At 70.6% G+C, this 12,870-nt stretch carries 12 protein-coding genes and 2 pseudogenes; 5 read left to right on the top strand and 9 right to left on the bottom strand.

Annotation, left to right across the window (positions count from 1 at the left end; all coding sequences use genetic code 11):
• Positions 1 to 185 precede the first annotated feature (185 nt).
• Entirely contained in the window at positions 186 to 1,076 is an 891-nt protein-coding gene (locus P8A20_RS35350) for an LLM class F420-dependent oxidoreductase (protein ID WP_306104971.1), read from the top strand.
• Positions 1,077 to 1,098: 22 nt separating this feature from the next.
• Here P8A20_RS35350 and P8A20_RS35345 read toward each other — a convergent pair whose 3' ends face one another.
• From P8A20_RS35345 to P8A20_RS35330, 4 genes are all read right to left on the bottom strand, one after another.
• Complete coding sequence (locus P8A20_RS35345) at positions 1,099 to 1,944, bottom strand: GNAT family N-acetyltransferase (protein WP_147961942.1); 846 nt, start codon at positions 1,942 to 1,944, stop codon at positions 1,099 to 1,101.
• Positions 1,945 to 2,061: 117 nt separating this feature from the next.
• Positions 2,062 to 2,730 (bottom strand): maleylpyruvate isomerase family mycothiol-dependent enzyme, encoded by a 669-nt coding sequence (locus tag P8A20_RS35340; RefSeq protein WP_187282310.1) that lies wholly within the window; start codon positions 2,728 to 2,730, stop codon positions 2,062 to 2,064.
• Positions 2,731 to 2,746: 16 nt separating this feature from the next.
• The gene (locus P8A20_RS35335) at positions 2,747 to 3,361 is read right to left on the bottom strand and encodes a GNAT family N-acetyltransferase (RefSeq protein ID WP_306105236.1); all 615 of its coding nucleotides are present in this window, start codon (positions 3,359 to 3,361) and stop codon (positions 2,747 to 2,749) included.
• A 185-nt stretch (positions 3,362 to 3,546) separates the two neighbouring features.
• On the bottom strand, positions 3,547 to 3,717 hold the full coding sequence (locus P8A20_RS35330; RefSeq protein WP_187282311.1) for a hypothetical protein: 171 nt from the start codon (positions 3,715 to 3,717) through the stop codon (positions 3,547 to 3,549).
• Between the two features lie 334 nt (positions 3,718 to 4,051).
• Between P8A20_RS35330 and P8A20_RS35325 the strand changes: the two genes are divergently transcribed.
• Positions 4,052 to 4,573 (top strand): GNAT family N-acetyltransferase, encoded by a 522-nt coding sequence (locus P8A20_RS35325; protein WP_147958223.1) that lies wholly within the window; start codon positions 4,052 to 4,054, stop codon positions 4,571 to 4,573.
• A 31-nt stretch (positions 4,574 to 4,604) separates the two neighbouring features.
• On the opposite strand, the gene P8A20_RS35320 is transcribed toward P8A20_RS35325, so the two are convergent.
• Positions 4,605 to 5,186, bottom strand: coding sequence for a DUF1707 SHOCT-like domain-containing protein (locus P8A20_RS35320; RefSeq protein ID WP_306104970.1), 582 nt, complete (start codon positions 5,184 to 5,186; stop codon positions 4,605 to 4,607).
• 167 nt (positions 5,187 to 5,353) lie between these two features.
• On the opposite strand from P8A20_RS35320, the gene P8A20_RS35315 reads away from it, so the two are divergent.
• Positions 5,354 to 6,874 carry an alpha/beta hydrolase gene (locus P8A20_RS35315; RefSeq protein ID WP_306104969.1) on the top strand — a complete coding sequence of 507 codons (1,521 nt, stop codon included), beginning with the start codon at positions 5,354 to 5,356 and terminating at the stop codon, positions 6,872 to 6,874.
• A 106-nt stretch (positions 6,875 to 6,980) separates the two neighbouring features.
• On the opposite strand, the gene P8A20_RS35310 is transcribed toward P8A20_RS35315, so the two are convergent.
• From P8A20_RS35310 to P8A20_RS38845, 3 genes and pseudogenes are all read right to left on the bottom strand, one after another.
• Positions 6,981 to 7,247: a hypothetical protein gene (locus P8A20_RS35310; RefSeq protein WP_147958216.1), complete on the bottom strand. Its 267-nt coding sequence runs from the start codon at positions 7,245 to 7,247 to the stop codon at positions 6,981 to 6,983.
• A 57-nt stretch (positions 7,248 to 7,304) separates the two neighbouring features.
• Positions 7,305 to 7,913 (bottom strand): annotated as a pseudogene (locus P8A20_RS35305) (DUF6250 domain-containing protein); the annotation flags it as partial.
• 102 nt (positions 7,914 to 8,015) lie between these two features.
• Positions 8,016 to 9,692, bottom strand: a pseudogene (locus tag P8A20_RS38845) (rhamnogalacturonan lyase family protein); the annotation flags it as partial.
• 413 nt (positions 9,693 to 10,105) lie between these two features.
• On the opposite strand from P8A20_RS38845, the gene P8A20_RS35295 reads away from it, so the two are divergent.
• Entirely contained in the window at positions 10,106 to 10,528 is a 423-nt protein-coding gene (locus P8A20_RS35295) for a PPOX class F420-dependent oxidoreductase (protein ID WP_147958215.1), read from the top strand.
• Between the two features lie 473 nt (positions 10,529 to 11,001).
• Positions 11,002 to 11,682, top strand: a complete 681-nt coding sequence (locus tag P8A20_RS35290; RefSeq protein ID WP_147958222.1) for a DUF4232 domain-containing protein — start codon at positions 11,002 to 11,004, stop codon at positions 11,680 to 11,682.
• A 107-nt stretch (positions 11,683 to 11,789) separates the two neighbouring features.
• On the opposite strand, the gene P8A20_RS35285 is transcribed toward P8A20_RS35290, so the two are convergent.
• Entirely contained in the window at positions 11,790 to 12,734 is a 945-nt protein-coding gene (locus P8A20_RS35285; RefSeq protein WP_306104968.1) for an alpha/beta hydrolase family protein, read from the bottom strand.
• Between the last annotated feature and the right edge of the window lie 136 nt (positions 12,735 to 12,870).

The following is a 12,870-nucleotide window of genomic DNA, read 5'->3' as shown; positions in this document are numbered from 1 at the left end:
CGCCGACATGGTCGTTCGTGGGGAGGCTCCGCCGGCCTGCCGCGGCGGGCGGCCAAGGAGGAGCGGAGCGTGCTGGTCGCCGGAGCCCTGCGGCGGAATGCCCGTGGCGAATCGCAGGAAGGCGCCTTTCGGATGAACCCGCTGCCGGCCGGGAATAGCAGGGACGTCACACGGTTGGCCTCAACATGACCTCTGAGAAGCGTGGGACATTCGGACGGATCGGCATCTGGAGCAGCGCCCTTCACGGGTCGCGGACGGACGACGCGGGCAGGGGTGCGATCGCTGAAGCCGTCGCCGAGCTCGAGGAGCTGGGGTACGGCACCCTCTGGATCGGCGGGAGCCCCTCGGTCGAGGATGCGGCAGCCCTCGTGACCGCCACGCGGACGATCACCGTGGCGACCGGCATCCTGAGCATCTGGGACCACTCCGCCGGGGACGTGGCGGCGCGGATCGCCGCGATCGCCCCAGGCGCGCGGGGGCGGTTCGTTCTCGGTCTGGGCGTCAGCCACGGCCCGATGGTTCCTCAGTACTCGAAGCCCTACAGTGCGATGGTCACCTATCTCGACGCACTCGACGCGGCCACGCCGCCGGTGGGCCCCGGACACCGGGTCCTCGCCGCGCTCGGACCGAGGATGCTGAAGCTCTCCACCGACCGGGCGCTGGGCGCTCACCCCTACCTCGTCACCGCCGAGCACACCGCGGAGGCGCGTGCGGCACTCGGCCCCGACGCACTGCTCGCCCCTGAGCTGTCGGTGGTCCTCGACACCGACGTCGACCGGGCCCGCACCACCGCACGGAACATGCTGGCGATGTATCTCAGGCTTCCCAACTACACCGACAACCTGCTGCGTCTGGGATTCGCCGAGAACGACTTCGACGGGGGCGGCAGTGCCCGTCTTCTCGACGCTCTCTTCGCCCTGGGTGACACCGCACGCGTCAAGGCCCGGACCCGCGAGTATCTCGACGCCGGAGCCGATCACGTGGCGCTGCAGATCCTCACCGCCGACGAGGGCGGCAGCGGCCTGCCCCGGGCCGAATGGCGCGAGCTGGCCGGGGCGTTCGCCGGCGAGTTGTAGACAGCCGCTCCGCCGGAGACCGCTATCCGAGTTCGACGGTGGTGGCGGCGTAGATGCCGGAGAGGTCGATCTCGGGTGTGCCCCCGGTATACATCCGGGCACATTCGAAGGTCGGTTCGAGCCCCAGGCGTTCCACGAGTCCGATCGCCGCTCGGTTCACATCGGGCACGTCCAGGGCCACCGGCTCCCCCCGCTGTACCGCCGACAGACCGTTCAGCAGGGCGAGAGCGATGTCGTCGGAGGCGGCGTAGAGCGGTCCGACGCGCGCCCCGGTCCCGGCGGGACGCGCGGTCCCGAACCCCCGCAACTCGCCGTCCTGCAGGGCGACCAGGGCGGTGTGGCCGGGTACTGCCACCCACAGCGAGAGGAAGGCGTCACGAGGCCCGGGGAAGAATCGGCGGTCGTAGGAAGTCAGCGCCCCGAAGGGAACGGTTCCGGCGTCGACGACCGTGATGCCTGCGGCGGTCTCCTCCGCGTGCGGCACACCCGCGTACCGCACGTGGTTCCAGGCGGTCCGGAATCCGGACCTTCGGTAGTTGTCCTGCTGTTCGACCACACCGTCGAGGCCCACGTTCCGGCCCCCCAGGTGATTCATGGCCGCCCGCCACGCCTGGATCCCGTAGCCCTGACCGCGGACCGGCGGGCTCGCGATGTAGAACCCGATGAATCCGTAGTCCGCTCCGTACCGTACGGCGGACACGGAGGTGACGGGTTCGGCGTCCAGTTTGCCCATGAAGAACCCGTGCGGGTCGGCGGCGTGGAAGGGGAGGCGGTCCAGCTTCCCCGGGTTCCACCCTTCGTCCTCGGCCCACTCCAGGAGTGTCGTCATCTCACGGGTTCCGGCGGTCGTGATCTCGTACTCGTCCATGCTCCTCTTCTACTCGGTGTTCCGGCCGGTTCGGCGGATCGACGACGCGGGTCCACCGGCTCCCCGCTGAGAGACGGTCGCGTTCCCTGCGTCACCGTCGGACCGCGACGAAGCACGTCATGCCGTCCCGCAGCGTTCCCGGAGGACGCCGACTCCGTCGCCCTCCAGTTCCCCGAGGTACGAGGCACGACCGGCCATGGCCATCACCAGAGCCGTGGTGGTGCCGGACACGAGTGGTCCGGCACCTGCCGCGAACGGGCCGTCGGACGCGACGAGCCGTAGCCCACGGATGCGTTGCTTCGCGGGGAGCACGAGGTCCGAATTCCGGTAGTGGTCGGCGACCCGGGTGACCGTCTCGATCGGGTGGTCCCGGTGGATCCCCAGCGGACGCCGGATGTCCTCCGAGTGCACGATTGTTTCTCCGAGCATGGCGACGACAGGGAGCGGCGGCTTCGTCCTGCTCGGCACGATGCTCCGGAATCGCTGGAGCGTCCCCGCCGGTGTCGTCCCCAGGTACTCCGCCAGCCGCATGGCCACCTGCCGGTCGAAGTCGAACCTGCATCGGATCACACCGGCCATCCACCGCACCGTGTCGAGGCTCGCCCCCGCGGTGAGGTGCGCCAGAACCTCACGCACCGTCAGTTCGCTGCACAGTGAGGGCGTCGCCCACTGCGCGTCGGACAGGCGGGAGAGGTCGTCCGCCAGCGCTGCTCGCTCGGAACGGATCAGGGGCCAGATTCCGCCGGCTCCATGGCCGGTGTCCACCACCGGTGTCGCATCGGTCATCAGGGCATGTCTCCTGTCACGGATGGTTCTGTGCGACGCCCTGGGCAGGACCGGATCGAGCCTCGTTCGGGCGACAGGGGTGGGGACTGTCTCGGCACAGGAAAATCATCGGGCCGAGAGACACACGAGCCGTACGCACCGCGTTCCCGCCCTCACCCTCACCACCTTCGCCGGTGTGCCGTGGAACGCGCCCTACTACACGCGCTGCGGATTCCATCCGCTCGACGACCGCGCACTCGGCCCGGGGCTGCGTGAGATCCGCAGCCAGGAAGCCGCTCACGGTCTGGACCGGTGGCCCAGGGTCTGCATGCGCAGAGACCTGTGACCCGGTGTACCGCTGTTCGGTCCAGGGCCGCCGTTCACGACGGGCCTGATCCGGGTGTACCGACACCTGCTCGATGTGGAGGTTCCCGTCGACGGGCTCTGCGATCAGGTAGGCCACCGGGACGTCGGCCGGATCGACGGCGACCCACGCCAGTCCGTTGTGCCGGTAGCGAGCCAGTTCACCGACCGGGAGCGGTTCGTCCTCGGCGACCTCCGGCATTCCGACATCCCTGAAGCACTGTCCGGCGGCTCGCTCGATGTCCTGGAGGCGGGGAAGCTCGTCGATGCTCGCGGGGCGGATACGCATCAGGCCATTGTCGGTGAGGACCATGCCGTTGCGTGCCGGTGGTGGCGGATTCACGCTCCGCACGGAAGCCGCGGAGGTGAGCACGGAGCGATCGGGTGGCGCGGGGCCGGAGGGTGGTTCACGCCTGCTGCGCGTCCCCGGCCGGAACGTTGCCTCTGTGGCTGTTCCTGCCGGGGACGCGCGGGTCACCGTCGGCCGACTCTGCGGCCGTTTCCGATGCCCGCGACATGCAGGGCCAACAGGATCAGCCCGATCAGCATGACGTTCGTCGAAGCGAAGACGTCGTTCGTAGCTATCTCGGCCGCGTTGATCAGAAAAGCGATGAAGAAGAGAACTGCGGCAGCAATACCCAGCATGATGTGGCTCCTTTCGCCGTTGGAACGCATGTGCCCCCGGATGCTCGCATCAGACGTGGACTGCATCGCGTGCACGTACCGGCGCACGCGGGCCGGCGGGCCCGGCGGCCGTCAGCGGGTGGGCCTGCATTCGTTCCTGGACCGGATCCCGACCTCGCGGGACCATGCCGAACACCGGGAGGCCATCCGTCACCTCCTGGCCGGAACGCTGCCGGAGCAGGTGCGCGACCGGCCGACCCACTTCCAGGAGAATGACCACCCGCTGGATCAGGTCGGACACATGCAACTGGTCGGCGGCCCCGAAAGGTGTTGCGGCGCCGACGCGTCGATCGGCATGCTCACTGCCGTGAACCCCGCACCCGAACACATCGGTTCCAGCGTCTCCGTCAGCCTCCGCGTCCGCGATCTTTCTGCACGGGACCTGTCCGCATGCACCTGGTCGGGCTCGGCCACGCACCTACGCCATGTGGAGGAGGAGTTGGTGCGCGCTGCGGCCGGGGAGGTGGACTACCTGGCCGTGTGCACCGCAGCGGATCTGCCGGTGGCGATCGGCGGCGTCGACTACCGGGTCGCCGACGGGGCAGGAACCCTGTGGCAGCTCGCAGTGCTCCCCGCACTGCAGGGTCACGGCCTGGGGACGCTGCTGATCCGCGCGGCCGAACAGAGGATCAGGGACCGCGGCCTGCACAGGGCGGAACTCTCCGTGGAGGAGGACAACCCCCGGGCCCGTTCCCTGTACGAGCGCCTGGGTTACGTCGTCCACGGTCGCGCACCTGACGCCTGGGACGCCGAGGGGCCCGACGGAGTAGTCCGCCGCTACGAGGCGATGTGCGTCCTCATGCGGAGGGACGTTTGAGCTGTTCGGCGCCGGGCCTCGCGGACCTGGCTCACCGGCTCTCACGCAGCAGCTTGCGGCGTTCACCGCGCTTCGGATGGCGGACGGTCACCCCGCCCATTCCGCAGGTCCCTGCCAGACGGACCAGGGGCGATCCCGGGAGTTTCTCCGGGGTCGTCCTGTCCCGCAGGCCCGCCAGACCGGGGTCGACCTGCTGCGATTCCACCGCCCAGCCGTCGGGGACGACGATCTCGACGCCACCGGCCTGGCCGTCCACCTCGATCTCGACCACGCGCAGCCGGCACTCGACCCGCGTGAAGTCGATCTTGACGCCGCCCATGCCGCCGTACGCCCGGATCTGCTCGGGTACGCGCCAGGCCCCTCCTCTGACCACACCCGCCATGCCGCCTTTGAGCAGCAGAGGCTGAGCGGGCGGCATGGCGGGCACCAGGTCGGCGGTGAGCGGAGCCAGTTCGACGAGGGTCCGTGCGGCCAGGGCCACTTCCAGCCGGGCGCCCAGTTCGTCGAGGTCGATGCGGCCGTCGGCCGCCGCGTCCTGCAGCTCCGCCACCACCGCTTCGCGATCGGCGTCGGAGGCGCGCAGGGGGACGGGGTGCGAGGACTCGGCGCTCATGGGCCGATGGTATCGGGCGCGTCGGCCACGCGCGTCGTGAACGCCCGCCCGTTGCTTGCGAGATGCCTCCGGGGGCCTTGCGGAGGACCGCCGGGTGGGGCTGCCCCCCTCTCGGGACGCATGCCTGCCTCATGGGCACCCGGACGTGGCTGGACCACGCTTGCCCCATGACGAACTGGACGCGCAGCACACTGATTTCGACGCTCTGTGCCACCGCCGTGGCCGCCACGGTCACCACCACCCCGGCGGTCGCCCTCGCGGACGTCGCGCGGAGCACGCTCGTACCACGGCTCGACTGGCGACCGTGCGCACTGCCCGAGGGCACCACCGGACCCGCCGGACAGGAGTGCGCGACCCTGCCGGTCCCCCTCGACCACCTCCGGCCCGACGGACGCACCGTCCCCGTCGCTGTCACGCGGCTGCGCAGTGACCGGCCGGAGAACCGGCGCGGAACCCTCGTGGTGGTACCCGGTGGACCCGGCTCGTCCGGAGTCCAGCGACTGGCGCAGAAGGGGGCGGCGTTGCAGGAGGAACTGGAGGGCGCCTATGACCTCATCAGCCTCGATCCGCGCGGAGTCGGCAGCAGTGTCAAGGCCCGCTGCGGCATCGCGGCGGCGGATCGCCGCCTGGTGACTCTGCGGTCGTGGCCCACGCCGGGCGGCGGGACCGCGGAGAGCACCGAGCGGTCCCGCCGGACGGCCGAGTCGTGTGCCGCGAACGGAGGCGAGGTGCTGCGTTCGTTCACGACGAGGAACGAGGTCCGCGACATCGACCTCTTCCGGCGGGCCCTGGGGGAGCGCAGACTCTCGGTCTGGGGTACCTCGTACGGCGCCTACGTGGCGGCCGTCTACGGCCAGACGCACCCCGGCAGCGTCGACCGCACGGTCCTCGACAGCACGGGGGACCCTGACCCGTCACGGGTCGCCCGTGGGTGGCTCGAGAACATGTCGCGCGGTGCCGCCGACCGCTTCGCGGACTTCGCGTCCTGGGCGGCGGACCCCGCGCGCGAAGCGGAGGGGCTGCGGCTGGCCGCGCGCGCGGAGGACGTGGAGCCGTTGTTCCTGGCGCTGGCCGAGGAACTGGACGGCACTCCACGCGACTCGGGGACACCCGGCGTGCCGCTGACCGGCAACGGGCTGAGGCAGGCCCTCCAGAACGCCCTCTACAGCGACCGGGCGTTCCCGGGGATGGCCCGTCTGGTCCTGGAGGCCGGCGACCCGCGGGCCGTGCCGTCCCTTCCGCCGGACCTCACGCAGGTCATCCTCGACGAGGACGCGTCGCTCATGGTCTCGACCATTTGCAACGACGTGCGCTGGCCCGGTCCCGGCTCCGGATACGCGCGGCGGGTGGCCGCCGACCGCGCCCGGTATCCGTTGACGGCCGGGATGCCCGTCAACGTCACCCCGTGCGCCTTCTGGAAGGACGCCCCGGCCGAGGAGCCCGCCCGGATCACCGACAAGGGCCCGTCGGGCATCCTCATGGTGCAGAGCCTGCGCGATCCCGCGACCCCTTACACCGGCGCACTCAAGATGCGTGCGGCGCTCGGTGACCGCGCAAGGATGGTCACCGTCGGCCAGGGCGGGCACGGCATGTATCTGGGTAACGGCAACAAGTGCGGAGACCGTGCCGTGACCCGCTTCCTCACCACCGGGCACCGCCCCGCGCAGGACACCCACTGCGCGAACTGACACGGACCGCGCTCCCCCGTGACCCGGTTCAGCAGGCTGCACAGGCGGAAACCGGCAGAGGCCGGGCAGCGCGACGGAGGGCCTCAGGTCCTGGGAGGCGGACGGCTCACGGTCCGTCCGCCTCCCAGGACCAGCGCTTCGGGTCGCCTTCCACGGGTCCGTACACGGTGCGTCCGCCCGCACCGAACTTCCCGAGCTCCGTGCCGAGCGCGGCCCCTGCGGCGAGGCGCTCCTCGGGCCAGCCGGTCACGTCCAGGAGGAGCCCGTCCAGCGGACCTGCCACCAGCTCCACGTAGACGCGCCCGGGCCGGGGCCCCGGATCGGGATCGTCGTGGTCGGCGCCGTAGACGCGGCGCCTCATCAGTTCGTCCATTTCTCCAGCATCACAGCCGCCACTGACAGTCCCCGTGGTGAGCGGCAGCCCGGTCCGTCACCCGCGGGTGGGCGGGCGCCAGACCGTGAAGTCGCTGATCCTGAAGTGGCTGGTGACCGTCCGGAACGCGAAGTGGCCACTGGTGTACGGCTCCGGATCCTGATGGTCGAACACCAGGCGGCCGTTGTTCCACCACTGCACGGTCGAGCCGTCCGAGACGATCCGGACCCGGTTGGGCTCGCCGGCCGTGAGCAGAGGTTGCGTGTAGTCGAGCAGGAGTGGACGGTTGCCCGCCTCACCGACGTAGCGCCGCAGGCGGGAGGTGGTGTTGGAGTTGGCGCCGTAGCCGACGTAGTAGGTCGTCAGGCGGTCGTACTCCGCCAGGGCCCCGGCCCGGGTGGTGGCGAAGATGTCGCGGGGTGAGCGGACGTCCGTGGCGTTCCAGAAGTTGTTGAGGTCGGAGACCCTGTCGTTGGCACCGCCCTCGGAGACCGCGGTGGCCGTGTACTCGATCTCGTACGGACCGCTCAGCCGGCGGTCGAACCACACCGTCGCGCCGCTCGGTACGTCGATGTCGAGGACTCCGCCGGCGGCCGTCACGCTCCCGCCGTCCTGGAGCTCGGACCTCCATTGCCGCGTTCCGGACCGGAATCCGTCGCGTGCGATCGGGGTCCAGGTGCGGTCCGGGCCGGTGTCCGTCCGGATCGCGGGCCGGGGCGGGTTCTTGGAGCCGTAGCCGAGGTGGTAGTCCGTGAACGTCGACTGGAGGTATCCGCGTACGGTCCAGCCGAGGCGGTAGGCGGGGTTGTGGGCGAGTGTGTAGAGGCGGGTGGAGGTGGGCTCTGTGGTGGTGTAGAGGCGCAGGGCGGTGTGGTCCGCCGTCTCCGCCAGGATCTCCTCCCGCCAGTCGCCCAGGACGTCCCCGTAGAACGGGGTGGCGTTGCGGGCCCCCGGGACCACACCGGCGGGGTCGAAGACGCGCCCCGCGGTCTCCCGGGCAGGGTTCCACTTCTCGACGTGCGTGCCGTCGAGCAGTTCGGCTCCCTTGTCCCCGTCCCACCAGATGCGGAAGTTGACGCTCGGTGTGGTGCCGGAGACCTTGCCGTCCCTGACGTTGCGGACGCCCGCACCCGGCGCGGTGACGTCGGCGGTGGAGGTCCAGTACTCGAGGCCCGGGTGGCGGGGGTCGATGTCGGCCGCCGTGCCCCGGCCGACGTCGAGGTCGGCCTCGCTCTCCGGTTCGGCGGGGTGCGCCCCCGTCACCAGTCGTTCACCGGTGGCCGCGTCGTAGTAGTACCAGGGGAAGCGGGATACGACACCGAGTTCCGACTGCTGGATCGCGAACCCTTCCGGACCTGGCCTGGCCGGATCCAGATCGGCGATGTGGAAGCGGTCGCCGTGACCGGCGCCGTCGACGACGTAGCGGAGGGTCCCGTCGCTGTTGACGACGTAGTTGCCGTCGGCGATGTCGTCCTTCCCGTCCTGGTCCACGTCCACGGTCCGGATCTGGTGGAAGCTCGTGGCCCCGCTGTCCGGCGGTACGACGTACTTCCAGTTCGGCTTCAGCTCCCGGCCGTCGAAGTCCCAGGTCTGGATGAGAGTGCGGAAGGCTCCCCGCTTCGCGCCGACACGTGTGACAAGTTTGGTCACCAGGCTCGGACGGACTCCGTCGAGGTAGGCGATGCCGAACTGTCCCCCCGACGGCCCGTCCGCGGTGAAGTCGTCGGGCACCGGTTGCCGGGTGCGCTCCGTTCCGGTCGCGCCGTCCACGACGGAGACGAACTGGTCGGCCGGCGAGTCCGCTTCGACCGTGGCGCCGTCGGCGAACGTGGTGCCGTCGGCGGTGTGGACGAGCACCTCGGCCCGGCCGTCGCTGTCGAGGTCGTGGACGGTGACGTTGTCGTCGTTACGGAAACCGCCGATGGCGGTGGAGCCGCTGATCGCCGCCGGAGCGGGGTCGTTGGCACCGTTGCCGGGGACCTGGGTGTGGGAGCCCGGTCCCTGGTCGATGCGCCACAGACGCTCCCCGGTGAGGGTGTACGCCTCCAGGAGGTCAGGCCGGTCCCGGGTGCCCGACAGCCGGCTGACCACGAGTTCGTAGCGGCCGTCACCGTCGAGGTCACCGGGCCAGGCGTGCTGCACGGTGTATCCGTCGGCGTCGGCCAGGGGGATCTCCGCGTACCCCTTCCCGAAGTCCGGCGCACTGCCGCTCGGCTTCTTCTCGCGGCCGTCCACGACCGCGCGCACCGTATAGGCGCCGTGCCCCCGCCCACTGTTGTCCTGGTACGTGGTCGAGGTGGTGACCGGCCGGTGGTTGAGGCGCTTCCCCGCCCGGTAGACGTTGAAGGCGATGTCCGAGCCGTACTCGGTACCGAGCAGTCGCCAGCTGAGAAAGGTGCCGCTGCCGGAGGGGACCGCCACGAGACCCCGGTCGAGGTTCTCCATGATGCGGCGGGGCTGTGCTTCGGCGGCCCGGTGTGTGTCGGGGACCGCGTGCGCGGTGGGGGCGGCGAGCAGGCCGGCGAGTGCGGCCACGGCACTCGCCGCCGCGATTCTGCGACGCCCTGGACGGACGAGGGGCATGACGGGTCCTCCGAAGGTGGAAAGCGCTGGCTACGAAGATCCACCGTGCGGCCCGCATCGCGTCGTGTCGATGATCTGCCGCACGCTGCCACGCGACCGCAATGTGCTGATCACATCCGGCGGCCGCGGAACCGGAACCGTGCGAACTCGCGGTTCGCGCGGCGCGGGCGGTCCGTCGTACCGCCGGTGCGGTGTGGCAGCGTGGAGGCGCACCCTCCGAACCACCGGTGTGGTTCAGCACCACAGGGAGGGCAGCGGGAGACAGAGGAGAGAACATGTCGAAGCCGCCACTTCCCGATGCCGCGGTAGCCATGCTGCGCAAGCCCAACCCTGCTGTGATCGCGACTCTTCGTTCGGACGGGCAGCCGGTGTCCACGGCCACCTGGTACCTCTGGGACGACGGCCGGGTACTGGTCAACATGGACGAGGGCCGCAAGCGTCTCGACCATGTGCGTCGGGACGCCCGCGTCACCCTCACGGTGCTCGACGAATCCGACTGGTACACCCATGTGACTCTGATCGGGCATGTCGTCGAGATGAGCGACGACGAAGGCCTGGCCGGCATCGACCGGCTGTCCCAGCAGTACCTCGGCCGGCCGTATGCGGACCGGGACCGCGGCCGGGTGAACGCCTGGATCGAGATCGACCGCTGGCACGGCTGGGGCGGCTTCCGGGACAGCTCCCAGGCAGCGACCTGATTCCCCGGCCGGACCTCGGCGTATGTCCTGGTCAACGGCTTGAGGGTGGGCTCGTAGAAGGGTGGTGCCGGGGGCGGGGCGGGTCCGACCGGCCTGCACCGCGAAGAAGTGGGCGCGCCCTGGGTTGGTGACAGGGGCGGGCGGTGTCGGGAGCGCCGTCCCGACCGGTTCGTCGTGTGGTCGCGCTTTCGAGCAGGACGTGGGCGGGCCGTCGCCGGTGGACGGCGGCTCCCGGCCTGGGTGAGGTCCACGAGGCCGAGAGTGTCGTGCGTCGGCCCCCGCCACGGCTCCCGGCCCGTCACGGCTACCCGTTGTTTCTCCTCGCTGGTCGAAATCAGATCCAGCGCTCTTTCCTGGAACCGATCGGCTGGGACAGAACCTGGACATGCACGCGATGATTTCAAGATCGTCTCGGCTCTAGTGTCGTCGGTGTCAGCAGGAAGTACCGCAATCGACAGCCGCTGGAGACCATGATGCGCTCGCGTCCCGCCGCCCGTTCCGCCCGTCTCGTGCTCGCCGCCGCGGCGGTGGCAGCACTCGCCGCCACCGCCACCGCGTGCGGACCCGAGGACACCACGGACACCGGCAGCTCCGCGGCCTCCTCCGCCGCTCCCTCCGCCGACGGAGGCAGCGACACCCCCACCACCGGCGGCGACGCGACCGGTGACACCAAGTCCGACAGCCCCGGCTCCAGCGGCTCCAGCGACAAGAGCGGTTCCGGCGGCAGCGGGGACAAGAGCGGCTACGGGCAGTCCTGCGGTACCAACGACCTGGAGTTCACGGTCACCGAGGAGTCCCAGGCCGGCGGGTACTACCTCGTCACCGCCAAGGCCAAATCCGGCATCACCTGCTACCTGGACGTCAACACCCCGAGCGTCTCCTTCGGCTCCGGTGCCGACGGCGTCGCCTCCCCCGTCGGACAGGGCGGCGAAGACCCCATCGAGCTCACCGGCTCCGCGGTCGCGTACACCGGGATCAGCCCCAAGACCACGAACACCGATGGCGGCAAGGAATTCGAGAACGTCATCATCGCCACCACGGAGGACGATCCCGACCCCGCCGAGCTCGAACTCCCCGACACGGCCACCGTCGACAAGCCCATCGTCACCAACTGGTCCACCGAGCGCAACGAGACCGTCCCCCGGATCGTCTGACGAACCGCTTGCCGAAGCCTGGAACACGAGGTCCCACGGAGCCCCCCCCCCCCCCCCCCCCCCCCCCGCCCCCGGCGAACGGCTCTCCGGGGCGAGGTGCACTGTCGTCACTTCGACTCCAGCCGCCCCAACGGGTGCGAACGGCCCGCGAGGGCGGCCTTCGCCGATTCCCAGTCCGCGTGGTCGGTGCCGGTGACATGGCGCAGATAGGCGAGGGTGACCTGCTGGACGAGTGCGACGCGGCCGGGGTTCTCGTCGGTGGTCTCCGCGACCTCGTGGCCGGAGATGCCACCGAGGGAATGCTGCCCCCCATGGACCGTCAGCAGGCTCTTGTCGCCGGGACCGAGGGTGTAGGGGTCGGTCGTCCAGGACGGCCCCCGGGTGGAGAGCGGTAGTTCGTCCTCGTCCCCGGCGACGACGAGGCAGGGCGCGGTGACGTGGGCGAAGTCCTGACCGCGCAGCCAGGGAGCGTTCTCGAGGGCGAAGGGGGTGAGCTCGTCGCCTCCCCTGCCGGCCGTGGCCAGCTGGACGGCGGCCATGACGCGGTGATCCGACATGTCCTGCGCGATTCCGGTCTCCGGGTCGGTGACGCGCAGGCCCACCAGGATGCCGGCGGTCTGCCCGCCGAAGGAGTGCCCCGCTGCGACGATACGGCTGTGGTCCACCCGGCCGGCCAGGCCGGGTACGGATGCCTCCAGGACGTCGAGGTCGTCGAGGATCCGCTGCATGTCCTGGACGCGACGGCGCCACAGATGGGGCCTGCGGGGGTCGTCGCCCGCGATGACGTCGAGGCGCCTGGAGTCGAGGTGGGTGGCCTGGATCACCACGAAGCCGTGGGAGGCCCAGTGGTCGACCAGCGGTGCGTAGCCGTCCAGGTTCGATCCGAACCCGTGCGAGAACAGCACGATCGGCAGACGGGTTCCTGTGACCGGGGCGGATACGCGTACGTGCAGGTCCTCGCCGCGCTGAGGTGCGGGCAGCACGACGGGGGCGACCGACACGGTCGGGGTGGCGGCTGGACCGGTGAGGCCGGTAACCCTGTACGTGGTCATGGCTGTCTCTCTTCCGGGTGCGGTGCGGCCAGGCTGTCTTCCGGTGGCGGACACGTTCGTACGCACCGGGTTCGAGCCTGTGTACGTCGGCAAGCGGGACCGGAGGAAATCCCCGGTCGGGTGCACGTCGGCCACG

Source organism: Streptomyces sp. Alt3, assembly GCF_030719215.1.
GTDB lineage: Bacteria > Actinomycetota > Actinomycetes > Streptomycetales > Streptomycetaceae > Streptomyces > Streptomyces glycanivorans.
This window is presented reverse-complemented; position numbering and strand designations above follow the sequence as displayed.

What these genes read in the sequence shown, in the direction of transcription:
- P8A20_RS35295 (WP_147958215.1), top strand. Translation starts at nt 10,106, where the DNA reads ATGTCGAAGCCGCCACTTCCCGATGCCGCGGTAGCCATGCTGCGCAAG.
- P8A20_RS35290 (WP_147958222.1), top strand. Translation starts at nt 11,002, where the DNA reads ATGCGCTCGCGTCCCGCCGCCCGTTCCGCCCGTCTCGTGCTCGCCGCC.
- P8A20_RS35340 (WP_187282310.1), bottom strand. Translation starts at nt 2,730, where the DNA reads ATGACCGATGCGACACCGGTGGTGGACACCGGCCATGGAGCCGGCGGA.
- P8A20_RS35285 (WP_306104968.1), bottom strand. Translation starts at nt 12,734, where the DNA reads ATGACCACGTACAGGGTTACCGGCCTCACCGGTCCAGCCGCCACCCCG.
- P8A20_RS35325 (WP_147958223.1), top strand. Translation starts at nt 4,052, where the DNA reads ATGCTCACTGCCGTGAACCCCGCACCCGAACACATCGGTTCCAGCGTC.
- P8A20_RS35335 (WP_306105236.1), bottom strand. Translation starts at nt 3,361, where the DNA reads ATGCGTATCCGCCCCGCGAGCATCGACGAGCTTCCCCGCCTCCAGGAC.
- P8A20_RS35345 (WP_147961942.1), bottom strand. Translation starts at nt 1,944, where the DNA reads ATGGACGAGTACGAGATCACGACCGCCGGAACCCGTGAGATGACGACA.
- P8A20_RS35315 (WP_306104969.1), top strand. Translation starts at nt 5,354, where the DNA reads ATGACGAACTGGACGCGCAGCACACTGATTTCGACGCTCTGTGCCACC.
- P8A20_RS35330 (WP_187282311.1), bottom strand. Translation starts at nt 3,717, where the DNA reads ATGCTGGGTATTGCTGCCGCAGTTCTCTTCTTCATCGCTTTTCTGATC.
- P8A20_RS35310 (WP_147958216.1), bottom strand. Translation starts at nt 7,247, where the DNA reads ATGGACGAACTGATGAGGCGCCGCGTCTACGGCGCCGACCACGACGAT.
- P8A20_RS35350 (WP_306104971.1), top strand. Translation starts at nt 186, where the DNA reads ATGACCTCTGAGAAGCGTGGGACATTCGGACGGATCGGCATCTGGAGC.
- P8A20_RS35320 (WP_306104970.1), bottom strand. Translation starts at nt 5,186, where the DNA reads ATGAGCGCCGAGTCCTCGCACCCCGTCCCCCTGCGCGCCTCCGACGCC.